The following is a 21,843-nucleotide window of genomic DNA, read 5'->3' on the forward strand; positions in this document are numbered from 1 at the left end:
AAATTCGACGCAAGCAGCAGCCCGACGGCTGAAGGGGACCACCCTCCATGAGCCCGTTTCCCAGCTCCGCACCTGGTACGGAGAGCTGGCGCCACCTCCGGGTCACGACGCGCGACGGGGTCGCCACCGTCACCCTGGACCGCCCCGAGAAGCTCAACGCGCTGACCTTCGGCGCCTACGCGGATCTGCGCGATCTGCTGGCCGAGCTGTCCAGGGAGCGTTCCGTGCGGGCCCTGGTGCTGGCCGGTGAGGGGCGCGGCTTCTGCTCCGGCGGCGACGTGGACGAGATCATCGGGGCCACCCTCGCGATGGACACCGCCCAGCTCCTGGACTTCAACCGGATGACCGGCCAGGTGGTACGGGCCCTGCGCGAATGTCCCTTCCCCGTCGTCGCGGCCCTGCACGGGGTCGCCGCGGGCGCGGGCGCCGTCCTCGCGCTGGCCGCCGACTTCCGTGTCGCGGACCCGACGGCCCGGTTCGCCTTCCTCTTCACCCGCGTCGGGCTCTCCGGCGGCGACATGGGCGCCGCCTACCTGCTGCCCCGGGTGGTCGGCCTCGGCCACGCCACCAGACTGCTGATGCTCGGCGAACCCGTCCGCGCACCCGAGGCGGAACGCATCGGGCTGATCAGCGAACTGACCGAGGAAGGCCGGGCCGACGAGCGGGCCGCGGAGCTGGCGCGCCGCCTCGCGGAAGGCCCCGCGCTCGCCCTCGCCCAGACGAAGGCGCTGCTCACCGCCGAACTCGACATGCCGCTGGCCGCGGCGGTCGAGATGGACGCGGCCACCCAGGCCCTGCTGATGCACGGCGAGGACTACGCCGAGTTCCACGCCGCCTTCACCGAGAAGCGGCCGCCGAAGTGGCAAGGCCGGTGACAGCCTCCGGCACCGGGGACCCCGCGGGCCCGCACCGCATCGCCGTCATCGGCGGCGGCCCCGGCGGGCTGTACGCCGCGGCGCTGCTCAAGCGGCTCGGCCCGGAGCGCGAGATCACCCTCTGGGAGCGCAACGCCCCCGACGACACCTTCGGCTTCGGCGTCGTCCTGTCCGACGAGACGCTCGGCGGCATCGAACACGCCGACCCCACGGTCCACCGCGCGCTCCAGAAGGAGTTCGTCCGGTGGGACGACATCGACATAGTCCACCGCGGCCACACCCAGACCTCCGGCGGTCACGGCTTCGCCGCGCTCGGCCGCCGCCGCCTCCTGGAGATCCTGCACGAACGCTGCGCCTCCCTCGGGGTACGGCTCCGCTTCCGGACCCAGGCCCCGCCCGCCGCCGAACTCGCCGCCTCCCACGACCTGGTGATCGCCGCCGACGGAGTGCACAGCGCCACCCGCGAGGCCCACGCCGACAGCTTCGGCCCCCGCGTCAGCGATCACCGCTGCCGCTACATCTGGCTCGCCGCCGACTTCGCCCTGGACGCCTTCCGCTTCGAGACGGCCGAGACCGCGTACGGCGTGATGCAACTGCACGGCTACCCCTTCTCCCCGGACGCCTCCACCGTCATCGTGGAGATGCGCGAAGAGGTCTGGCGGGCCGCCGGATTCGACACCTGTGAACCGGCCGAGTCGATCCGGCACTGCGCCACGATCTTCGACGCCGCGCTCGGCGGCCGGCCGCTGCGCTCCAACAACTCCTCCTGGCTCACCTTCAGCACCGTCGTCAACGCCCACTGGTCGCACGGCAACACGGTCCTCATCGGCGACGCCGCCCACACCGCGCACTTCTCCATCGGCTCCGGCACCAAACTCGCCGTGGAGGACGCCCTCGCGCTCGCCGCCTGCGTCGAGGAGCAGCCCGGACTGCCCGAGGCACTCGCCGCGTACGAGAGCGAGCGCCGCCCCGTCGTCGAATCGACCCAGCGCGCCGCCGCGGCCAGCCTGCGCTGGTTCGAGGAGCTGGGCACGTACATCGACCAGCCGCCCCGCCAGTTCGCGTTCAACCTCCTCACCCGCAGCCGCCGCGTCACCCACGACAACCTGCGGCTGCGCGACTCCTCCTTCACCGCCGCCGTCGAGGAGGAGTTCGGCTGCCCGCCCGGCACCCCGCCGATGTTCACCCCACTGCGGCTGCGCGGCCTCGAACTGCGTAACCGCGTCGTCGTGTCGCCCATGGACATGTACTCGGCAACCGACGGTGTGCCCGGCGACTTCCACCTCGTCCACCTGGGCGCGAGGGCGCTCGGCGGCGCCGGGCTCGTCATGACGGAGATGGTCTGCGTCAGCCCCGAGGGGCGCATCACCCCCGGCTGCACCGGCCTCTACAACGAACAACAGGCCGCCGCCTGGAGCCGGATCACCGACTTCGTGCACACCGGATCACCCGGCACCGCCATCGGCGTCCAGCTCGGCCACTCCGGCCGCAAGGGCTCCACCAAGCTCATGTGGGACGGCATCGACCAGCCGCTCGACGCGGGCAACTGGCCCCTGGTGGCCGCCTCCCCGATCCCGTACGCGCCGGAGGTCAGCCAGGTCCCGCACGCCCTGGACCGGGCCGGTCTCGACGCCGTGCGCGGGCAGTTCGCGGACGCCGCCCGCCGCGCCGACACCTGCGGATTCGACCTCCTGGAACTGCACTGCGCCCACGGCTACCTGCTCTCCGGCTTCCTCTCGCCCCTCACCAACCGGCGCACCGACCGGTACGGCGGATCACTGGAGAACCGGCTCCGCTTCCCGCTGGAGGTCTTCGACACGGTCCGGGAGCGCTGGCCGCAGGACCGGCCGATGACGGTCAGGATCTCCGCCACGGACTGGGCAGAGGGCGGCACCACGGCCGAGGACGCCGTCGAGATGGCCCGCGCGTTCGTCGCGCACGGAGCCGACGCCATCGACGTCTCCACCGGGCAGGTCGTCCCGGGTGAGCGGCCCGAGTTCGGCCGCTCCTACCAGACCCCGTACGCCGACCGGATCCGCAACACCCTGTGCGTGCCCGTCATCGCGGTGGGCGCCATCTCCTCCTGGGACGACGTCAACTCCCTGCTGCTCGCGGGCCGCGCCGACCTCTGCGCCCTGGCCAGGCCGCACCTCTACGACCCGCACTGGACGCTGCACGCGGCGGCCGAACAGGGCTACCAGGGCCAGGGCGCGCCCTGGCCGCTCCCGTACCGCGCGGGCAGCCGCACCCCGCCGGCCGGCCGCACCGACGCACCGAAACCGCGGCTCACCCTGGGCTGAGCGGCAGGCACGCGTGGCACCGGCAGGGATCGGGGTGCGGGGCGGCGTGGCGGGTGCGCCGCTCGTCGTGTGCGATCCGCTCCAGCAGCTCGGCCAGCTCCTCGGCCTCCGCCCGCGTCCGGATCCGGGTGCCGCACCGCCTCAGCACCGTCGGGGCGTACACCAACTGGGCCCGGAAGGTGTGCAGATGACGGGTCCCGGTGTCGATGGTGATCCAGCGGTTGGTGTGCCGGCCGTGGCCCACCTCGGTCAGCTGCTCGTTGGCTCCCCCGGGGTAGGTGTCGATGACATAGACCTTCGCCCCGCCCCGGAACGCCTTGGTGCCGGGGCGCAACTCCTGCCCCAGCTCCCCGTACCGCCGCCACAGCACCACGTTCGCCGCGACCAGCCAGAGCGGTTCGGCCGCCTCAGTCATCGTCGGACGCCACGCTGACCAGCATCCGGTCCGAGAGCGCCCGGTAGCCGATCCGCGTGTACACGCCGTTGCTGGTCGGGTTCGACAGGTCGGTGAAGAGCAGCACCTCGGCCGCGCCCGCCTCCCGGGAGGCGCGGCTGACCTCTGCGGTCACCGCCGCCGCGTAGCCGCGGCCGCGGTGCTCGGGCGGTGTGTAGACCGGAGCGATGCGGACCGTGCCGGCGAGCCGGAGCGAGGCGCCCGCCATCGACACGGGGACACCGCCGTCCTCCCAGAGCGTCAGCCTGCCTTCCGCCGTCCGCTCGTCCACCGCCCGCTCGTGATGGCCCGCACCACGGTCCGGCCCGCCGATCTCGGCGCTGAACGCCGCGAACCAGCGCAGCAGCAGCTCCCGGTCGGCGGGGGTCGCGGCCCTCGCCCGGCCGGTGGGCGCGGGCGAGGGCGGGACCAGTTCGCCCAGCCGGTAGAGCCGTTCCTCCTCATCGACACGGTGTCCCGGCCAGTGGGCCGCCACCGCCTCGGCGATGGCCCGGTCCGCGTTGACGCGGGTGAGCGGGCGGGCGGCCATCAGCGGTTCGACCGCCTGCGGGGCGAGCGTGTTCAGCGAGACCGGATGGGGTGGTGTGTGGATCAGGGTGCCCGCGACCTCGCCCCCTGGACCGCGCCACCAGCCCATGACCGGGGGATGCTCACCGAAGGCGTGCGGACCGTGGCGGCGAAGGGCCGCGGTGATGGTCAGCACGAGTGTGTTCTCGGCCGGCCGGGCCGCGAGCGAGGCGCCGGCCGCGTCGAGGAAGACGTCGACGTCGTCGGTGAAGGTCCATGTCATGCACGCGCATTCTGCCGGGCGCGTCACCGCGGGCGCAGCCGGTTTACCCGCGGACGAACTCCGCCCCGGCGTCCCGCAACCGCTCGTGCAACCTCCCGAACACCTCCGCGGACCTGGTGCCCGGCCACCCCTGCGGCAGGAGTTCCGGCGGCAGCCCCGGGTCGGCGTACGGCACCTGCCGCCAGGAGTCCAGCGCCAGCAGGTAGTCCCGGTACGCCGCCTCCGGATCCGGCACCTCGTCCGGGCGGGAGTCCCAGGCCCGCAGCACGGGTTCGTGACGCTCCAGGAAGCCGTGGTGGAGCCGGGCCACCGCCGCCAGGTCCCACCAGCGCGCCACGGAGTCGCCGGTGGCGGCGAAGCCCAGGTGCTCCCCGCGGAACAGGTCGACGTACGCGGCGAGTCCGAGCCGCTCCAGGGTGTGCCGGGTCTCGTCGTACAGCCCCGCCGGGGCGATCCAGACACCGGGGGCGGCGGTCCCGAAACCCAGCCGGGACAGCCGCGAGCGCAGCAGGTGCCGCTTGTCGCGCTCGGCCTCCGGTACGGAGAACACCGCGAGCACCCAGCCGTCGTCGAGCCGGGGGGCCGGATGCCGGTAGATGCGCCGGTCGCCGTCGTCGAGCAGTTGGCGGGCGTCGGCCGACAGCGCGTACCCGGCGGCCCCGTCCGCCGTCCGGGCGGCGACGAGCAGCCCGCGCCGCTTCAGCCGGGAGACGGAGGACCGTACGGCCGGGGCCTCCACGCCGACGGCACCGAGCAGCCGGACGATCCCGGCGACCGGCAGCGGGGCGTCGCCGGGGGTCCGGCCGTAGGCACCGTAGAGGGTGACGATCAGCGAGCGGGGTGCGTGCGGTTCGGCCATGTGATCATTCTCGGCCCGGCGCGGCGGGGTCGGCACCCCGGTCGTCCGTACGCAGCCGGAACCGTTGCAGTTTGCCCGTCGCGGTACGGGGGAGTGCGGGCAGGAACGTGATGAGGCGGGGGCATTTGTGCGGTGCCAGTTCCGTCTTCATGAACGTGCGCAACTCGTCGGCCGAGAGCGCGGAGCCCTCCCGCAGCACCACGTACGCCGCCACGATCCGGCCGCGCAGCTCGTCCTCACGGCCCACCACCGCGGCCTCCGCCACCTCCGGGTGGCGCAGCAGGGCGTCCTCGACCTCGGGGCCCGCGATGTTGTAGCCGGAGGAGATGATCATGTCGTCGGCGCGGGCCACGTAGCGGAAGTAGCCGTCCGCGTCGCGCACATAGGTGTCGCCGGTGAGGTTCCAGCCGTGCCGTACGTAGTCCCGCTGCCGCTCGTCGGCGAGGTAGCGGCAGCCGACCGGTCCGCGTACGGCCAGCAGCCCCGGCTCGCCGTCCGGGACCTGCACGCCGTCCCGGTCCACCACCCGGGCCTGCCAGCCGGGCACCGGGACGCCGGTGGTGCCGGGGCGGATCGCGTCGTCGGCCGCGGAGACGAAGATGTGCAGCAGCTCGGTGGCGCCGATGCCGTTGATGATGCGCAGACCGGTCCGCTCGTGCCAGGCCCGCCAGGTGTCCGCGGGCAGGTTCTCACCCGCGGAGACACAGCGGCGCAGCGCGGAGAGGTCGTGCCCGTCGAGCCCGTCGAGCATCACCCGGTAGGCGGTGGGCGCGGTGAACAGTACCGAGACGCGGTGGGCGGCGAGGGCCGGCAGCAGCAGCTTGGGGCCTGCCTGTTCCAGCAGCAGCGCGGAGGCGCCGGCCCGCAGCGGGAAGACCACCAGTCCGCCGAGCCCGAAGGTGAAGCCGAGCGGCGGGGAGCCGGCGAACACGTCCTGAGGCACCGGCCGCAGGACGTGCCGGGAGAAGGTGTCCGCGATGGCCAGCACATCGCGGTGCAGGTGCATGCACCCCTTGGGGCGGCCGGTGGTGCCCGAGGTGAACGCGATCAGCGCGACATCGTCGGACGCGGTGTCCACGGCCCGGTAGGGGCCCGGTCTCGCGGCGGCCAGCCGCAGCAGGTCGTCCGGCGCGTCGCCGCCGTACGCGGTGATCCGCAGCCCGGGTACCTCGGCCCTCGCCAGGTCGTCGACCGAGCGGACGTCGCACAGGGCGTGGCTGATCCGGGCGATCGAGCAGATCGTGGCGAGCTCGGAGGCCCGCTGCTGGGCCAGTACGGTGACGGCGATCGCGCCGGCCTTCAGGACCGCCAGCCAGCAGGCGGCGAGGTGGGGCGTGGTCGGGCCGCGCAGCAGTACCCGGTTGCCGGGCACGACCCCCAGGTCCGAGGTGAGGACGTGGGCGATCCGGTCGACCAGTTCGCGCAGCTCCCCGTAACTCAGCACCGTGCCGTCCGGCGTACGGAAGGCGGCGCGGTCGGGTCCGAAGCGCTCGGTCGTACGGTCCAGGAGTTCGGCGGCGCAGTTCAGCCGGTCCGGATAGTGCAGCTCGGGCAGGTCGAAGACCAGCTCCGGCCACTGGTCTTCGGGTGGCAGGTGGTCCCTGGCAAAACTGTCGATGTGCGCTGAGGTCTTCGGGTCCATGACGGATTCGCCCCCTTGTCGCCCCTGGAGCGTATCGTTTGGGTGACGGTAGTCAACGGTCCGCGATAAAACTGGCTACGAGGCAAGGCGCGACAGAACGGCACCGCGTTGGCAACAGCACTGCGTACAGCTTCCGACGGGACTCCGACAAGAGAGGCGCCGGTATGACGGCATTCTCGCTCGATCCGGCCCAGACCGCCTGGTGCGAGGAACTGCGCACCCTCGCGGAGCATCGGCTGCGCCCGCTGGCGGAGAGGGGCGAGCCCGGCCGGGTCAACCGTCCGCTGGTCGCCGCCCTCGGTGAGCTCGGGCTGCTGGACCGGCTGCTGGGCTCCGGTGCCATGGACCTCTGCCTGCTGCGTGAGTCCCTCGCCCGGGGCTGCACGGAGGCCGAGACCGCGCTTGCGCTCCAGGGCCTCGGCAGCTACCCCGTCGTCCAGGCGGGCACGGCGGCGCAGCGGGAACGCTGGCTGCCGGAGGTCCGGGCGGGCCGCGCCGTCGCCGCGTTCGCGCTCAGCGAGCCGGGGGCGGGGTCCGACGCGGCGGCCCTGGCGCTCGACGCCGCGCCCGCGCCGGACGGCTGGCGGCTGACCGGCGAGAAGTGCTGGATCTCCAACGCCCCGGAGGCCGACTTCTACACCGTGTTCGCCCGTACGACGCGGGACGCCGGAGCCCGCGGCGTCACCGCGTTCCTGGTCCCGGCCGACCGTCCGGGGCTGACCGGCAGCCCCCTCGACATGCTCTCGCCGCACCCGATCGGGGCCCTCGCCTTCGACGGTGTACCGGTCACCCAGGACGATGTGCTGGGCGAGGTGGAGCGGGGCTTCCGGGTCGCCATGAACACCCTCAACCTGTTCCGGCCGAGCGTCGGGGCCTTCGCCGTCGGCATGGCCGCGGCCGCCCTGGACGCCACCGTGGAGCACACCGCGACCCGTACCGCGTTCGGCGGCCCGCTCGCGAACCTCCAGGCCGTCTCGCACCAGGTCGCCGAGATGGCCACCCGCACAGAGGCCGCCCGGCTGCTGGTCCACGCGGCGGCCGCCGCCTACGACGCGGGGGAGCCGGGCGTCCCGCGCCGTGCCGCCATGGCGAAGCTGTTCGCGACCGAGACCGCGCAGTACGTCGTGGACACCGCCGTCCAGCTGCACGGCGCCCGCGCCCTGCGCAGGGGCCACCTGCTCGAACACCTCTACCGGGAGGTCCGCGCCCCGCGGATCTACGAGGGCGCCAGCGAGGTGCAGCGCACGATCATCGCCAAGGAGCTGTACGCGAACCGGGAGCCGTCCGCATGAGCTCGATCCACCGCATCAACCCCGCCGAACTCTCGCCGCCCGCGGGGTTCTCGCACGCGGTCACCGCCACCGGGAGCCGGCTGGTCTTCCTGGCCGGACAGACCGCGCTCGACCAGCGCGGCGACATCGTCGGGACGACCCTGCCCGAGCAGTTCACCGCCGCGCTCACCAATCTGCTCGCCGCCCTGCGAGCGGCGGGCGGCGCCCCGGCGGACCTGGCCCGGGTCACGGTGTACGCCACCGACGTGGCCGACTACCGGGCGAACGCCGCGGAGCTGGGCCGGATCTGGCGGCGGCTGGCCGGCCGCGACTACCCCGCGATGGCGGTGATCGGGGCGGTACGGCTCTGGGACGAGCAGGCACTCGTCGAGATCGACGGGACGGCCGTGCTGCCCTGACCGGGCCGCGCGGCCTGAACCGCGCGGCCCGCCCCGGGGACTGTCGTGGGGATCAGTACGGCTTCACCAGCACGTGGGCCGCGCCCGGAATGCCGACCTTCAGCAGCTCGTCCTCCTCGGGCGTCGTCTCGCCGCCGGTCTCCTGCTTGAGCACGGCACGCGACATCGCCTGCACCCACATGGCACGGGGACGGCGGCGCTCCTCCCAGGCGTCGAGCGCGGTCGCGACGTCCGGCGCGGTGTCCAGCGACTGGGCGAGCACCAGCGCGTCCTCCACGGCCATCGCCGCACCCTGCGCGATGTGCGGGGTGCTCGCGTGCGCGGCGTCACCGGCCAGTACCACCCGGCCGACGTGCCACGGCTCCTCGACGGTCACCTGGGAGATCCGCGAGTACACCACGTTCTCGGGTCCGGTGACCGCGGCGAGCGCCTCCGCGACCGGGCCGGAGAACATCGGCAGCCGCTCCTTGAGCTGCTCGTGGGACCTCGTGGGGTCGGGCCGGAAGTCCTCGGACTCCGGGAACACCGTGCCCAGGTACATCAGTTCTTCCGTGATCGGGGTGAGCAGCGCCTTGGCCGCCTGGCCCGCGGTGCTCATCACGACACCCCGCACCCGCTCCTGACGGGGCACGGTGACACGCCAGTTGGCGAATCCCGTGTACTGCGGGGCGTAACGCTCGCCGTACAGCCGGGTGCGCAGCGGCGAGCCGATGCCGTCGAAGCCGACGACCAGGTCCCAGCGGCCGGCCGAGCCGTCGGACAGGGTGACGTCCACGCCCTGGCCGTCGTCCGTGAGCTCCGCGATGGTGGCGCCGAAGCGGATCGTGGCGCCGGCCGCCTCGGCGGCGTTGCCGAGCACCTGGGCCAGCGCGGGGCGGGGTATGCCGTTGTTGGACGGCGCGTCGTCCATCCGGGGCTGCGGAATCTCCGCCAGGGTGTTCCCGGCCGGGTCCGCGATGGTCAGGACCTCCCACTCGAAGCCCGCCTTCAGGCAGTCGTCGAGCACCCCGATCTCCCGCATGACGTGGAGCGCGTTGGACGGCTGGATGATGCCGACGCCGAGTGCGTCGAGCTCGTCGCGGAGCTCGATGACCTCGACGGTGTGGCCGCGCCGGGCCAGGGCGGTGGCGAGCGTCAGCCCGCCGATGCCGCCGCCGTGTACCAGGACGCGCAGGGGTGTTGCCATATCGGGTCTCTCCAGAGAGGGAGTCAACAGGAATCAGCGGGTACCGGCCGGAGCCGGCGGGAACGTCAGCCGACCGCGACGGGCAGGCTCATCAGGTGTTCGACCAGGGCCAGCAGCACGTCCCGGCCGAACGTCCGTTCACGCACGTCACCGACGAGCAGGGGGACATGGGGATCGAGGTCGAGCGCGGCCCGCACCTCGTCCGCGGTGCGGGTGTTGTGGCCGTGGAAGCAGTTGATCGCCACCACGAACGGGATGTCGCGGCTCTCGAAGAAGTCGATCGAGGCGAAACTGGTCTCCAGCCGGCGGGTGTCGGCGATCACGACGCCGCCGAGCGCGCCGTTCACCAGGTCGTTCCACATGAACCAGAAGCGCTCCTGGCCCGGTGTGCCGAAGAGGTACACGACCAGCTCTGGACTGACCGTGATCCGGCCGAAGTCCAGTGCCACGGTGGTCGTGTCCTTCTGGCCGACACCGGCCAGATCGTCGACGCCGACGCTGGCCTTGGTCAGGAACTCCTCGGTACGCAGGGGCGCGACCTCACTGACGGCGCCCACCAGGGTGGTCTTGCCGACGCCGAAGCCGCCGGCGATCAGTATCTTGACGGCGGCCGGGGCCGCCTGACTGGTTGTCATCTTTACTCAGAGTCTCCGGAGTCCGTCGCGAACAGCGGCCAGCACGCCCATGTCCGCACCGCCGGCCGCCCGTGCCACCGAGAGCGGGGCGCGGGCGAGCAACAGGCCGTGGGACACCAGGTCCGCCAGCAGGATCTTGGTCACCGAGACCGGGAGGTTGAGGTCGGCCGAGACCTCGGCGACCGCCGCGGGACGCAGGCAGCGCTCCAGGATCATCCGGTGCTCCGGCTGGAGCCGGCCGGGCCGGGCCGCCGCCCCGTGTTCGTCCCGCGGGTCGTGTGCGGTCGTCAGCACGGTGATGAGGGTGAAGTCGTCCCGCTCGGGAGCGGTCCGGCCACGGGTGATGGTGTACGGGCGCACCATGGTGCCCGCCCCGTCCTCCTCCTCGTCCTCCCAGTGCGGGGTCACGCGTGCGGCCCGTCCCCGCCGCCGAAGGCGTTGAACTCACCGCGCACCGGAGTGGTGAGCTTCTGGCCGACCTGCAGGACGAGGTTGTGCATGGCCAGCGACATGATCTCGGCGTCCACCTCCTGGGAGGCGACGACGGCCAGGTGCGTGCCCTGGGCGGCCGAGATGATGAAGAGCCACAGGTCCGACAGTTCGACGATCACCTGGTGCACGCCGCCGCCGTTGAAGAGCTGCCCGACGCCCCGGGCCAGACTCTGCTGGCCGGTGCAGATGGCGGCCAGCCGCTCCGCGTCCGCGCGCTCGACGGTGCGCGAGTGGCTCACCACCAGGCCGTCGTCGGACAGCAGCACGGCGTTCAGGGTCTCGGCCACCGAGTCCACGAGGCCGTCGAGCAGCCAGTCGAGGTCCTGATGAGTGGCGGTTGTGCGTGTCATGACCGTTCTTCTCTCGTGGGGAGGTGGGCGGGCGGGCCGGGATCCGTCGGCGGTTCGTCGGTCGCGCGTGCGGCGCGGGACCGGCGCTGGAAGGCCCCGATCGCGGCTCCGGCCCTTCGGGGGGCCGGCCGCCGGAGCGGGTTCTCGTCCCGGCTCCGCGGCGTCGGCGCGGCGGGCCCGGCGGCCGGGTCGAGCCGCAGTTCGTCCGCGAGGCTGGCCTGCCGTACCCGGCGCGGCAACGGGGGTTCCGCGGCCGGTGCGGCGGGCAGCGCGGGCCGGCCGGGCCCGCCGCCGGGGGCCGTGGCGGACGACGGCGGTGCCGGATGGTCGGGCTCGGCCACCGGCAGCCGCCCGGGATGCCCGGCGGCCGGTTCCGGAAGTCGGGGGCCGGGAACCGGGAACCCGCCCCGGTCCCCGGTGGTGCCCGCCGGATACTGGCCCGGGTACGGCTGCTGCGGAGTCATGTACGGCTCCTCCGGCGTCGGGTACGGCTGGTGCGTTACGGGGTACTGGCCCTCGGCCTTCATGTACGGCTGTTCGGCCCGGTCGTACGGGTCCTGTTGGGAGCCGCCGTACGGCGACACCGGCCCGGCGGACCCGTACGGAGACGTCCCGGGGACGGGGGCGGGATCGGGCGTGGGCAGAGGTGCGGTGTACGGCGGGTACGGGTGCTCGCGTCCGTCGGACGAGCCGTTGAAGGAGCCGCCGAACGGGTCGTCCGCCGGGGCGCCCGCGGTGCCTTCCGCCGGGGCGCCGGGTGTGGGCAGCGGCTGCTGCCCGTCCCCGCCCGGGAAGGGCTCGGCCGCCACGCTGTACGGGGCCGCCGCGTCGAACGGTGCGCCGGAGGCGTGCAGCGCGGTGACCCCGGCGAGGGCCTGGCCGCGGCCCCGGCTGGGCAGCGCCTCCGCGTCGCCGGTCGCGGCGGGCATCGGGGGCGCGGGGGGCTGGGCGGCCTCCGGGGACGGTACGCCCACCGGGCCGGTGCGCGGCTCGGTGACCGTGAGCGCGTCCGGGACGAGCACGACGACGCGGGTGCCGCCGAAGGCCGAGGGCCGGAACTCCACCCGCAGCCCGTGCTGGTCGGCCAGGCGCGCGATCACGTACAGGCCCAGCCGGATGTCGTCGGAGTGCGCCAGCACGTCCATCCTGGGCGGACGGCTCATCAGCTCGTTGGCGTCGGCCAGCTGTTGCTCGTCCATACCGAGGCCGCGGTCCTCGACCTCGATGGCCAGTCCCCGGCTCACCCGGGCCGCCCTGACCTCGACGGGGCTCGGCGGCCTGGAGAAGCTGAGGGCGTTCTCGATCAGCTCGGCGAGCACATGGGAGACCGGACCGACGGCCCGCTCCGTGAGCCACGGAGCGCCGTCCAGGTCCAGCACCACGCGCTGGTAGTCCTGCACCTCGCCCTGGGCGGAGCGCATGACGTCCAGCAGTGGAACGGGCTTGCGCCAGCGCCGGTGCGGGGAGCCGCCGGCGAGGATCACCAGGTTCTCCTCGTAACGGCGGAGCCGGGCGGTGAGGTGGTCGAGGTCGAAGAGGCCGTCCAGCACCTCGGGGTCCTCGTGCTTGCGCTCCAGCTCGTCCAGCTTCTTCAGCTGCTGGCCGATCAACTGCTGGGTGCGGCGCGCGATGCGCTGCAGCAGCCGCTCGAAGCCGCGGTGCTGGTCGGCCTGTCTGACGGCCGCCTGCACGGCGCTGGTGCGGGCCAGGTTGAGCGCGTTGCCCAGCTGCGTCAGCTCGTCGGACTTGCCGCTCCCGCTGTCCGGCGTGATGGCACGGGCCTCGGCCTCGACATCGATGCGCTCTCCCTTGGAGAGACGGTCGACCACATCGGGGAGCGTCTTCTCCAGCTCCTCGGCGCGCTCCTGGAGCCCGCCGATGCGGCGGCGCAGGTTACGCGTGAGGCGCCAGGTGATCCAGATGACCGCGATGACCGCGAGGAGACCGACCACGGTGGTCAGGACGACCCTGATCAGCAGCGAGATGACGCTGTCCTTGCCGTTCTCCACCACCATCGCGGTGCGGTGCTCCATCAGCTTCTTCAGCTGGGGAGTCAGATCGTCCATCGCGCCGCGCCAGGTCTTCTCCCGGGCGCCGAGGCTGACGAATCCGGCACTGTCCGGATCGGCGGGGCGCAGCACCTGCGTCTCCACCTGGGTCTTGGTCTTCCAGGCGGGGCCGGCGGCGATCTCGTCCCACATCGCCTTCTCGTCCGCCGGAAGGTAGGGGGCGACCTTGGAGGAGTACTGGAACGGCTGGGCGGAGACGGCTTCACGGACCTCCTGGAGGTCTGCCGTGCTCAGTTTGCCGTCGGGCCAGCCACGGGCCAGCAGGGCGTCCGTCCGGGAGATCATCTCCTTGCCCCAGAACAGGTCGACCAGTGGCTGCGAGAGCGTGGTGATCTTGCCGTTGTCCACATGGCTGAGCGCGGTGAACAGCTGCAGATCGACCGTGATCAGATCCGTGTAGTAGCGGTACACGGCCTTCTGCTGGTCTCCGTCGCCCTCGTCGACGAGGGTCCGCTGGGCGGGGAGTTGGGTGATCGCCTGGCGGGCCTGCGCGACCGCGTCGCGCACCTCGCCGGGTGCGTCACCGGTGTCGATGTCGGAGAGGGTCTGGAAGCTGGTGATCGCTTCGTCGGTCAGCTTGCGCTGCTTGCTCAGCGCGTCGGTGGCTCCTCCCCTGCGGGCCAGCGCCTCGGCACTCAGCCGACGCTCCTCCTGCAGGTTGTAGTACACGATGTTGGACGGCTGGCCGGCCTTCTGGGCCAACTGCCCCTGGGCTGCCTGGGTCTGGAAGTCGAGCAGAGTCTGACCACTGGTGACGGCCCAGAGGGCGGCCAGTGCGACACCGGGGACGATGGCCAGTACGAGCAGGGCTGTCCGCAGCGACATGGTGGTCGAGTCGCTCCGCCGAGACGCGCGCGTGCGCAGGGCATGCTCCTTGGCGATGATGCCAGCCTCACGACTGGTCAAATCCGTTTAGAACTTCGACAGATAGATATTAGCCACACTGTAAAAATGAAAAGTAAGCGGCCTCACAAGTGCAACACCGAACGATCACGGACTCACCATCTACGCGCGGAGCTGTCGCGACCGATCTGAGTGCGCACGGGTGGGCGCGGCGCGCCGTACGGGTGAAGCCGGTTCAGGGATATATCTGTATTTAGTGCCCTTTGCCCGTTCTGCAACCCCCTGCGGCGGACCGACCCGCGGAGCCGTATGACCGCGCTCATCGTCTGCCACTTCGTCCTGGCCGCGTGCGCCCATCCGCTGGTCCGGCGACTGGGCACGCGCGCGTTCGTCGTACTGGCCCTGCCGCCGGCCGCCACCACCTGCTGGGCCCTCGCCCAGTGGGACACCGCCGCCTCCGGCGCCTCTGTCACCTGGTCGTGGCAGTGGATCCCGGACTACGACGTCGCCCTCGGCCTGCGCCTGGACGCGCTGGCCGAACTGATGGTGCTGCTCGCGGCCGGTGTCGGCACGCTCGTCCTGCTCTACTGCGCCTCGTACTTCACCGACGACACCCCGCAACTGGCCGGATTCGGCGGGAACCTGCTCGCCTTCACCGGGGCGATGCTCGCCCTCGTCCTCGCCGACGACCTGATCTCGCTCTATGTGTTCTGGGAGCTGACCACGGTCTTCTCCTACCTCCTGATCGGCTACAACAGCGAGCACCGGCACAGCCGCAGGTCCGCCCTCCAGGCGCTCACCGTGACCACCTTCGGCGGCCTCGCCATGCTGGTCGGCTTCCTGATCATCGGTCAGGCGTCGGGTACCTACCGGATCTCCGCGATCCTCGCGGACCCGCCCCGCACGAGCGTCGCCGTCTCGGTGGCCGTGGTGCTGATCCTGTGCGGAGCGCTGTCCAAGTCCGCGATCTGGCCGTTCAGCCTCTGGCTCCCGAACGCCATGGCCGCGCCCACCCCGGTCAGCGCCTACCTGCACGCCGCCGCCATGGTCAAGGCCGGTGTCTACCTGGTCGCCCGCCTGGCACCCGGATTCGCCGATGTCCCCGTCTGGCGGCCCGTCGTGATGATCCTCGGCGCCGCGACCATGCTGCTCGGCGGCTGGCGGGCGCTGCGGCTCAACGACCTCAAACTCGTCCTCGCCTACGGCACCGTCAGCCAGCTCGGCTTCCTCACCCTGCTCGCCGGAATCGGCAACCGTGACGCGGCACTGGCCGCCGCCGTGATGATCCTCGGGCACGCCCTCTTCAAGGCGCCACTGTTCCTCGTCACCGGCATCGTCGACCACGCGGCCGGCACCCGGGACCTGCGCAGACTCTCCGGTGTCGGACGGGCGCTGCCGCACGTCTGCGCCGTCGCCGTGATCGCCGCCGCGTCCATGGCCGCGCTGCCCCCGCTGCTGGGCTTCGCCACGAAGGAGGCGGCCTTCGAGGCGCTGCTGCACGGTGACACCGCGGACCGGTGGGCGCTGGGCATCACCGTCGCCGGATCGATGCTGACCGTCGCCTATACGGTCCGGTTCGTCTGGGGAGCCTTCCTGCGCAAGCCCGGCGTCACCGACACGCCGGTCCACCGGGTCGGCTGGGCCTTCCTCGCCCCGCCCGCCCTGCTCGCCGCCTGCGGACTGGTCCTCGGCCCCGGCGTCGGGTGGACCGACCGCCTGCTGAGCGCCTACGCGGACGCCTTCCCGGCCCCCGCGCACCCCTACCACCTCGCGCTCTGGCACGGATTCGGCACCGCGCTGCTGCTCTCGGCCGTCGCCGTGGCGGGCGGCGCCGCGCTCTTCGCGTGGCGCGGCGAGGTCACCCGGCTCTCCCGGCGGATCGCCTGGCCGACCGCCGACAACGTCTTCGGGCATCTGCTGCTCGGCCTGGAGCGGCTCTCCCTCCAGATCACCGGCTTCGTCCAGCGCGGCTCGCTCTCCGTCTACCTCGCCACCACGCTGCTCGTGATGCTCGGCGGGCAGCTGGCCGTGCTCGCCACGGACCGGCCCTGGCGGGGAGCCGCCGCGCCCCGGCTCTGGGACGCACCGCTGCAAGGTGCGGTCGCCGTACTGACCTGCGCCGCGGCCCTGCTCTGCCTCACCGTCGGACGCCGCATGAAGGCCGTGGTGCTCGCCGGACTCACCGGATACGGGACCGCGTTGCTCTTCGTCGTCCAGGGCGCGCCCGACCTGGCGCTCACGCAGTTCTGCGTGGAGACCGTGTCGATGATCGTGTTCGTGCTGGTGCTGCGCCGGATGCCGGTGCACTTCCAGGAGTCGGTCAGCAGCTGGCGCCGTGCCGTGCGCATCCCGGTGGCACTGGCAGCGGCGGCCACCCTGAGCGTGGTGGTGTGGGTCGCGGCGGCGGCGCGCACCGCGAGGCCGGCGGGCGCCGCCATGGTCGAGGAGACCGCGCACCACGGCCTCAAGGACGTGGTGGCCACCATCCTGGTCGACCTGCGGGCCTGGGACACGATGGGGGAGTCCGCCGTGCTCGCCGCCGCCGCGATCGGTGTGACGAGCCTGATCTATCTGCACCGCCGGGCGGAGGGGGCCGCGGCGCCCCCGGAGCGGGAGGGGCACACCGCCTGGTCGTTGACCACGCCCCGGCTGTCGGGGCTGCCGCACGGCGACGAGGGGGCGCCGGAGCGCGGCTGGCTGGCGGCCGGCGCCACGCTCGCGCCCGAGCACCGCTCCGTCGTCTTCGAGGTGGTGGCCCGGCTGCTGTTCCACCCGATTCTGGTGCTCTCGGTGTACCTGCTGTTCTGCGCGGAGAACATGCCGGGCGGCGGCTTCGTCGCCGGACTGGTCGCCGGAGTCGCCCTGATCGTCCGCTACCTGGCGGGCGGCCGCTTCGAACTGGCCGAGGCAGCCCCGCTGCAGCCGGGACTCTTCACCGGCCTCGGCCTCTTCCTCTCCACCGGCGTCGCCCTGCTGGGCCTCGCCGACGGCACGGTCCTGCACGCCTGGACGTACAAAGGACACCTGCCGGTGATCGGGGCCTATCACTTCGGTACGCCGGTGGTCTTCGACTTCGGTGTCTATCTCCTGGTGCTGGGCGTGGTGCTGGACATCGTGCGGGCCCTCGGCGCGAAGGTCGACCGGCAGATCGAGCGGGCCGCCGCCCAGGAAGCCATGGACCGGGCCGCCGGACGCGGACCGGCACCCGGGACGGGAGGCGCGGGATGACCGTCAGCGCCTCCCTCCTCGCGACCGCCGCGGTCCTGTGCGCGGTCGGCGGCGCCCTCATGCTCACCCGGCCGCTCACCCGGATCCTGCTGGGCGCGGTGATCGCGGGCAACGGCATCAACCTGCTCGTCCTGTCCTCCACCGGAACGGCCGGCCGCGAACCCCTGCTCTACGGCGTCGCGCTGAGCAAGGTCACCGATCCGCTGCCCCAGGCCATCGCCCTCACCGCCATCGTTATCACGCTCGCCACCACCGCGTTCCTCCTGGCCATGGCCTACCGCAGCCACCAGCTGACCGGTACGGACGAGGTCCACGACGACCTGGAGGACCGGCGCATCGTGCTGCGCGCCGAGGTACTGGGGGAGCGCGACGAACTGCGCGAGCGGTACCGGTCCGAGTCCGACCGCACCGACGAGGAACGCCGCCGCTACCGCGCGGAGCGCCGCCGGCTGAGAGCCAGACTGCGCGCCGACCGCGCCCTCCAGGCCCGCGGCCGGGACGCGTCAGGGGACCTCTGGCACGACGTCCTGGGCGCGGACCCGGAGCACTACGCGGCGACGGCCGACGGTGAAGGCCCCGCCCCCGGCAATCCTCCCGGCGCCGACCCGGGCCCCGGCCCCGCCCCCGACTCCACGCCCGACGACCCGAACCGGCCCGACGACCCGAACCGAGGAGACACCGGGTGAACGCACTCGTCCCGCTGCCGGTGCTGCTGCCGCTCTGCGCCACCGGCCTGAGCCTCGCCTTCGGCACCCGGCTCAAACAGTTCCAGCGCTTCATCAGCGTCGCCGTGCTCACCGCCGTACTGGGCCTCTCGGTCACCCTGATGATCGACGCGGACATCGAAGGTCCGCTCACCGTGAACCTGGGTGACTTCGCGCCGCCGCTCGGCATCACGCTGGTCGCGGACCGGCTCTCCGGCCTGATGCTGACGGTCTCCTCCGCCGTCACCCTCTGCGTCCTCGTCTACTCCCTCGGCCAGGGCATGGCCGACCGGGACGAGGAGACACCCGTGGCGGTCTTCCACCCCGCCTACCTGATCCTGGTCGCCGGGGTCTCCTGCACCTTCCTCGCCGGTGACCTGGTCAACCTCTACGTCGGCTTCGAGATCATGCTGGTCGCCAGCTTCGTACTGCTCACGCTCGGAGGCACCGGCCCCCGGGTCCGCGCCGGCTCCACCTACGTGATCATCTCGCTGTTCTCCTCGATGCTCTTCCTCACCGCCATCGCGATGACGTACGCGGCCACCGGAACCGCCAACTTCGCCCAGCTGGCCGGGCGCCTGGCCGCCCTCCCGCTGGGCGTCCAGACCCTGATCCAGGCCATGCTGCTGACCGTCTTCGCCATCAAGGCCGCCGTCTTCCCTCTCGCCGCCTGGCTCCCCGACTCCTACCCGACCGCGCCCGCCCCGGTCACCGCGGTCTTCGCCGGACTGCTCACCAAGGTCGGCGTCTACTGCATGCTGCGCACCGAGACGCTGCTCTTCCCCGGCAACCGGCTCGGAGACCTGCTGATGGCGGCGGCCCTCGCCTCGATGGTCGTCGGCATCCTGGGGGCCGTCGCCCAGACCGACCTGAAGCGGCTGCTCTCCTTCACCCTCATCAGCCACATCGGCTACATGATCTTCGGCATCGGCCTCGCCACCCGGCAGGCGTACGGCGGTGCGATCGTCTACGTCGTCCACCACATCACCGTGCAGACCACGCTCTTCCTGGTGGCGGGGCTGATCGAACGGCGCGGCGGCACCACCGAACTCACCCGGCTCGGCGGCATCGCCAAGGCCGCCCCGCTGCTCGCCGTCCTCTTCTTCGTACCCGCGATGAACCTGGCCGGAATCCCGCCGCTGTCCGGATTCATCGGCAAGCTCGGACTCATGCGCGCCGGTGTCGCCGACGGCGGTGTCTGGGCCTGGATCCTCGTCATCGGCTCGACGGCGACCAGCCTGCTCACGCTGTACGTGATGGCCAAGGTCTGGAACCTGGCGTTCTGGCGGGCCGCGCCCCCCGGGCAGGCGCTGGACGGCACGGTCCTGGAGTCCGACGAGGAGGACGACAGCGACGCCGACGAGGGCCCGGACCGGATGCCCGGCACCGGCGACGAAGGGGTACGGATCCGCCACCAGCCGGCCGGGCGCGCGGTGGCGGCCACCCTGCACGGCCACGCCGTCACCACCACCACGAAGCTGCCGAGGCCGATGACCTGGGCCACCGCCGCGACGGTCGCGCTCGGGCTCTCCTTCACCGTGTTCGCCGGGCCGCTGACCTCGTACACCGACCGCTCGGCCGCCGAGCTGCTGGCACGTTCCCCCTATATCGAGGCGGTGCTCGGACGGTGAGACGACTCATCAGGTTCTCCTACCGGAACAAGGACCTGCCGCCGTTCAGCTGCGAGTTCCGCGGCCACCGCCGACGCGTGCTCGACCTGCCGCTGATCGCCTGGCTCACCGTCATCTGGGTGCTGCTCTGGTCCAGCCTGCACTGGGCCAACGTGCTGACCGGAGTGGTGGTCGCGGTCGCGGTCTGCCTGGCGTTCCCGCTCCCGCAGGTCGACCTCGGGCTCCGACTGCACCCCTGGGGCATCCTGCGGCTGGCCGGCTTCCTGCTCTACGACATGTACACCTCCGGCGTGAAGGTCACCCGGCAGATCTTCGCCGACCGTCCGCACCGGGCCGCCGTGATCGCCGTACCACTGCGCTGCCGCTCGGACCTGATGCTCACGGCGACCGCCGTCGCGATGTCCAACGTGCCCGGCGGCTCCGTCGTCGAGGTACGCCGCGCCACGGCCACCGTCTTCCTGCACGTCCTGGACGCGGACCGGCCCGCAGAACTGGACGCGGCCCGGCGCTCGGTATGGCGCATGGAGGAGCTGACGGTCCGGGCCTTCGGCACCCGCGACGAGATCGCCCGCGTCGCCGGCCCACCACCGACGGCGCCGCACCCCGGCGAGCGGCCGGAAGACCAGGGGGAGGACGCATGAGCGTTCCGGAAGCCGTGGACCGGGGTCTGCTCATCGCGGCCGTCGTCGTGATCGTCATCGCCGGAGCGGGTCTGCTGACCCGGATCTGGCGGGGACCCTCCATGCTGGACCGGGCGATCTCGCTGGACGTCTGCGCGGCCCTCATCATCGCCGGGCTCGGCGCCAAGTCGGCCTTCGCCCGGGACCCGTTCTACTTCCCGATCATGCTGGTGCTGGCCTTCCTCGGCTTCACCGGCTCGGTCGGCATCGCGCGCTTCATCGCCGTACGCGACCGGCCGCCGGGCCGAGCGCGCGCCGACGGTCCCGAGGGGCCGGGCAGGGAGACACCATGAGCGTCTGGCTCCAGATCACCGACACGGCCGGTGCGGTCCTGGTCCTCCTCGGCGCCGCCATCTGCCTGCTGGGCGTGATCGGCATGCTGAAGCTGCCGGACGTCCTGTCCCGCAGCCACGCCGCGACCAAGCCGCAGTCCCTCGGCATGCTGATCGTGCTGGCCGGGGTCGCGCTGCGGCTGCGCAGCGGCATGGACCTGGCGACCCTGGCACTGATCGGCTTCTTCCAGCTGATGACCGGCCCGGTCGCCGCGCACCTGGTCGCGCGCTCCGCGTACCGGACCGGTCAGGTCGACCACGGTGAGCTGCTCTTCGACGAACTGGACGAGCAGCTGACGGAGGAGAGCTGACGGGGACAGCCGCTGACAGCGGCACCGAACAGCGCCCACCAGCGGGAAATCCCCTACCGCGGCGGCCGGAAAGACCCCAGAATCATGCCGTGGCCGACATGGAGGCGTTCCGGGAAGCGGTGACCGCGTGGGCGGCCGGTGGACCCGATGGCCCCGCCGGTGAACTGGCGGAGCGGCTGCCCGTGAGCACGGTCGTCCTGCTGGAGGGCCCGAGTGATGTGGCAGCGGTCGACGCGCTGGCCGCGCGGCGTGGGCGGCATCTGGCGGCCGAAGGAGTCTGCGTGCTGTCGATGGGCGGCGCGATGAGCGTCGGACGGTTCGCCGGCCTCCTCGGGCCGACGGGACTCGGGCTGCGCCTCACGGGCCTGTGCGACGAGGCGGAGCGCGGCTACTTCAGCCGCGCGTTCCAGCGGTCCGGCGCCGAGCCGTCGGAGTACTTCGTCTGCGCGGCGGACCTGGAGGACGAGCTCATCCGCGCGCTGGGAGTGGCGCGGGTGCGGGAACTCGTCCGGGAGGAGGGCGATCTGCGTGCGCTACAGACCTTCCTCCGCCAGCCCGCGCAACGGGGACGTACCCCGCAGGCGCAGTTGCGGCGGTTCCTCGGCACGAAGAAGGGGCGCAAGATCCACTACGGCCGCGTCCTGGTGGAGGCCCTCGACCCCGGCCGCGTGCCGGCACCGCTCGACGACCTGCTCACCGGCCTCTGACCCGCTCGGCCGCCGGGCCGGTCCCGTATCCTCTGCGCGCATCACGCATCACGCATCACGCATCA

General features: G+C 72.5%; 20 protein-coding genes. 11 read left to right on the forward strand and 9 right to left on the reverse strand.

Annotated features, from left to right (window positions below; all coding sequences use genetic code 11):
• Positions 1–47 precede the first annotated feature (47 nt).
• Positions 48–875 (forward strand): enoyl-CoA hydratase family protein, encoded by an 828-nt coding sequence (locus tag OG892_RS31350; protein WP_371630827.1) that lies wholly within the window; start codon positions 48–50, stop codon positions 873–875.
• Positions 872–3,175, forward strand: a complete 2,304-nt coding sequence (locus OG892_RS31355; protein WP_371630828.1) for a bifunctional salicylyl-CoA 5-hydroxylase/oxidoreductase — start codon at positions 872–874, stop codon at positions 3,173–3,175. Before OG892_RS31350 ends, OG892_RS31355 begins: the two co-directional genes overlap by 4 nt.
• Here OG892_RS31355 and OG892_RS31360 read toward each other — a convergent pair.
• Genes OG892_RS31360 through OG892_RS31375 form a run of 4 tightly spaced genes read right to left on the reverse strand, consistent with a single transcriptional unit; the run spans position 3,162 to position 6,920 of the window.
• Positions 3,162–3,590, reverse strand: coding sequence for a hypothetical protein (locus tag OG892_RS31360; protein WP_371630829.1), 429 nt, complete (start codon positions 3,588–3,590; stop codon positions 3,162–3,164). The genes OG892_RS31355 and OG892_RS31360 overlap by 14 nt on opposite strands.
• Positions 3,583–4,419 (reverse strand): GNAT family N-acetyltransferase, encoded by an 837-nt coding sequence (locus OG892_RS31365; protein ID WP_371630830.1) that lies wholly within the window; start codon positions 4,417–4,419, stop codon positions 3,583–3,585. The genes OG892_RS31360 and OG892_RS31365 overlap by 8 nt, the downstream gene beginning before the upstream one ends.
• 43 nt (positions 4,420–4,462) lie before the next feature.
• On the reverse strand, positions 4,463–5,278 hold the full coding sequence (locus OG892_RS31370) for a PaaX family transcriptional regulator C-terminal domain-containing protein (RefSeq protein ID WP_371630831.1): 816 nt from the start codon (positions 5,276–5,278) through the stop codon (positions 4,463–4,465).
• Between the two features lie 4 nt (positions 5,279–5,282).
• Positions 5,283–6,920, reverse strand: coding sequence for an AMP-binding protein (locus OG892_RS31375; protein WP_327339501.1), 1,638 nt, complete (start codon positions 6,918–6,920; stop codon positions 5,283–5,285).
• A gap of 164 nt (positions 6,921–7,084) precedes the next feature.
• On the opposite strand from OG892_RS31375, the gene OG892_RS31380 reads away from it, so the two are divergent.
• A complete protein-coding gene (locus tag OG892_RS31380) occupies positions 7,085–8,212 on the forward strand; it encodes an acyl-CoA dehydrogenase family protein (protein WP_371630832.1) in 1,128 nt (375 codons plus the stop codon).
• Complete coding sequence (locus OG892_RS31385; RefSeq protein WP_328864991.1) at positions 8,209–8,610, forward strand: Rid family hydrolase; 402 nt, start codon at positions 8,209–8,211, stop codon at positions 8,608–8,610. Before OG892_RS31380 ends, OG892_RS31385 begins: the two co-directional genes overlap by 4 nt.
• Before the next feature lie 52 nt (positions 8,611–8,662).
• Here the strand turns inward: OG892_RS31385 and OG892_RS31390 are convergent, their stop codons facing one another.
• The 5 genes from OG892_RS31390 to OG892_RS31410 form a co-directional block, all read right to left on the reverse strand.
• Complete coding sequence (locus OG892_RS31390; protein WP_328864990.1) at positions 8,663–9,796, reverse strand: FAD-dependent monooxygenase; 1,134 nt, start codon at positions 9,794–9,796, stop codon at positions 8,663–8,665.
• Positions 9,797–9,861: 65 nt separating this feature from the next.
• Positions 9,862–10,431: an ATP/GTP-binding protein gene (locus OG892_RS31395; protein ID WP_371630833.1), complete on the reverse strand. Its 570-nt coding sequence runs from the start codon at positions 10,429–10,431 to the stop codon at positions 9,862–9,864.
• Between the two features lie 6 nt (positions 10,432–10,437).
• Positions 10,438–10,839: a DUF742 domain-containing protein gene (locus OG892_RS31400; RefSeq protein WP_371630834.1), complete on the reverse strand. Its 402-nt coding sequence runs from the start codon at positions 10,837–10,839 to the stop codon at positions 10,438–10,440.
• On the reverse strand, positions 10,836–11,273 hold the full coding sequence (locus tag OG892_RS31405; protein WP_073734796.1) for a roadblock/LC7 domain-containing protein: 438 nt from the start codon (positions 11,271–11,273) through the stop codon (positions 10,836–10,838). Before OG892_RS31405 ends, OG892_RS31400 begins: the two co-directional genes overlap by 4 nt.
• Positions 11,270–14,167, reverse strand: coding sequence for a nitrate- and nitrite sensing domain-containing protein (locus OG892_RS31410; protein ID WP_371630835.1), 2,898 nt, complete (start codon positions 14,165–14,167; stop codon positions 11,270–11,272). Before OG892_RS31410 ends, OG892_RS31405 begins: the two co-directional genes overlap by 4 nt.
• Positions 14,168–14,494: 327 nt before the next feature.
• Here OG892_RS31410 and OG892_RS31415 point away from each other — a divergent pair, with 327 nt between their 5' ends.
• The 7 genes from OG892_RS31415 to OG892_RS31445 all read left to right on the forward strand — a co-directional run bounded on the left by OG892_RS31415 (position 14,495) and on the right by OG892_RS31445 (position 21,778).
• Entirely contained in the window at positions 14,495–17,413 is a 2,919-nt protein-coding gene (locus tag OG892_RS31415) for a Na+/H+ antiporter subunit A (RefSeq protein WP_371630836.1), read from the forward strand.
• On the forward strand, positions 17,410–18,099 hold the full coding sequence (locus OG892_RS31420) for a Na(+)/H(+) antiporter subunit C (protein WP_371630837.1): 690 nt from the start codon (positions 17,410–17,412) through the stop codon (positions 18,097–18,099). Before OG892_RS31415 ends, OG892_RS31420 begins: the two co-directional genes overlap by 4 nt.
• On the forward strand, positions 18,096–19,748 hold the full coding sequence (locus OG892_RS31425; protein WP_371630838.1) for a Na+/H+ antiporter subunit D: 1,653 nt from the start codon (positions 18,096–18,098) through the stop codon (positions 19,746–19,748). Before OG892_RS31420 ends, OG892_RS31425 begins: the two co-directional genes overlap by 4 nt.
• Positions 19,745–20,389: a Na+/H+ antiporter subunit E gene (locus tag OG892_RS31430; RefSeq protein WP_073734800.1), complete on the forward strand. Its 645-nt coding sequence runs from the start codon at positions 19,745–19,747 to the stop codon at positions 20,387–20,389. The genes OG892_RS31425 and OG892_RS31430 overlap by 4 nt, the downstream gene beginning before the upstream one ends.
• Entirely contained in the window at positions 20,386–20,721 is a 336-nt protein-coding gene (locus OG892_RS31435) for a monovalent cation/H+ antiporter complex subunit F (protein WP_073734801.1), read from the forward strand. Before OG892_RS31430 ends, OG892_RS31435 begins: the two co-directional genes overlap by 4 nt.
• Positions 20,718–21,071, forward strand: a complete 354-nt coding sequence (gene mnhG / locus OG892_RS31440; RefSeq protein WP_073734802.1) for a monovalent cation/H(+) antiporter subunit G — start codon at positions 20,718–20,720, stop codon at positions 21,069–21,071. The genes OG892_RS31435 and mnhG overlap by 4 nt, the downstream gene beginning before the upstream one ends.
• A gap of 89 nt (positions 21,072–21,160) precedes the next feature.
• Positions 21,161–21,778, forward strand: coding sequence for a TOPRIM nucleotidyl transferase/hydrolase domain-containing protein (locus tag OG892_RS31445; RefSeq protein WP_328864986.1), 618 nt, complete (start codon positions 21,161–21,163; stop codon positions 21,776–21,778).
• The last annotated feature ends 65 nt before the right edge of the window (positions 21,779–21,843 follow it).

The sequence above is a fragment of the Streptomyces sp. NBC_00341 genome (assembly GCF_041435055.1).
Lineage (GTDB): Bacteria > Actinomycetota > Actinomycetes > Streptomycetales > Streptomycetaceae > Streptomyces.

Bases quoted from the DNA above. Each gene is read 5' to 3' on its own strand.
- OG892_RS31350 (WP_371630827.1), top strand. From the start codon at position 48: ATGAGCCCGTTTCCCAGCTCCGCACCTGGTACGGAGAGCTGGCGCCAC.
- OG892_RS31360 (WP_371630829.1), bottom strand. From the start codon at position 3,590: ATGACTGAGGCGGCCGAACCGCTCTGGCTGGTCGCGGCGAACGTGGTG.
- OG892_RS31365 (WP_371630830.1), bottom strand. From the start codon at position 4,419: ATGACATGGACCTTCACCGACGACGTCGACGTCTTCCTCGACGCGGCC.
- OG892_RS31370 (WP_371630831.1), bottom strand. From the start codon at position 5,278: ATGGCCGAACCGCACGCACCCCGCTCGCTGATCGTCACCCTCTACGGT.
- OG892_RS31375 (WP_327339501.1), bottom strand. From the start codon at position 6,920: ATGGACCCGAAGACCTCAGCGCACATCGACAGTTTTGCCAGGGACCAC.
- OG892_RS31380 (WP_371630832.1), top strand. From the start codon at position 7,085: ATGACGGCATTCTCGCTCGATCCGGCCCAGACCGCCTGGTGCGAGGAA.
- OG892_RS31385 (WP_328864991.1), top strand. From the start codon at position 8,209: ATGAGCTCGATCCACCGCATCAACCCCGCCGAACTCTCGCCGCCCGCG.
- OG892_RS31390 (WP_328864990.1), bottom strand. From the start codon at position 9,796: ATGGCAACACCCCTGCGCGTCCTGGTACACGGCGGCGGCATCGGCGGG.
- OG892_RS31395 (WP_371630833.1), bottom strand. From the start codon at position 10,431: ATGACAACCAGTCAGGCGGCCCCGGCCGCCGTCAAGATACTGATCGCC.
- OG892_RS31405 (WP_073734796.1), bottom strand. From the start codon at position 11,273: ATGACACGCACAACCGCCACTCATCAGGACCTCGACTGGCTGCTCGAC.
- OG892_RS31410 (WP_371630835.1), bottom strand. From the start codon at position 14,167: ATGTCGCTGCGGACAGCCCTGCTCGTACTGGCCATCGTCCCCGGTGTC.
- OG892_RS31415 (WP_371630836.1), top strand. From the start codon at position 14,495: ATGACCGCGCTCATCGTCTGCCACTTCGTCCTGGCCGCGTGCGCCCAT.
- OG892_RS31420 (WP_371630837.1), top strand. From the start codon at position 17,410: ATGACCGTCAGCGCCTCCCTCCTCGCGACCGCCGCGGTCCTGTGCGCG.
- OG892_RS31435 (WP_073734801.1), top strand. From the start codon at position 20,386: ATGAGCGTTCCGGAAGCCGTGGACCGGGGTCTGCTCATCGCGGCCGTC.
- mnhG (WP_073734802.1), top strand. From the start codon at position 20,718: ATGAGCGTCTGGCTCCAGATCACCGACACGGCCGGTGCGGTCCTGGTC.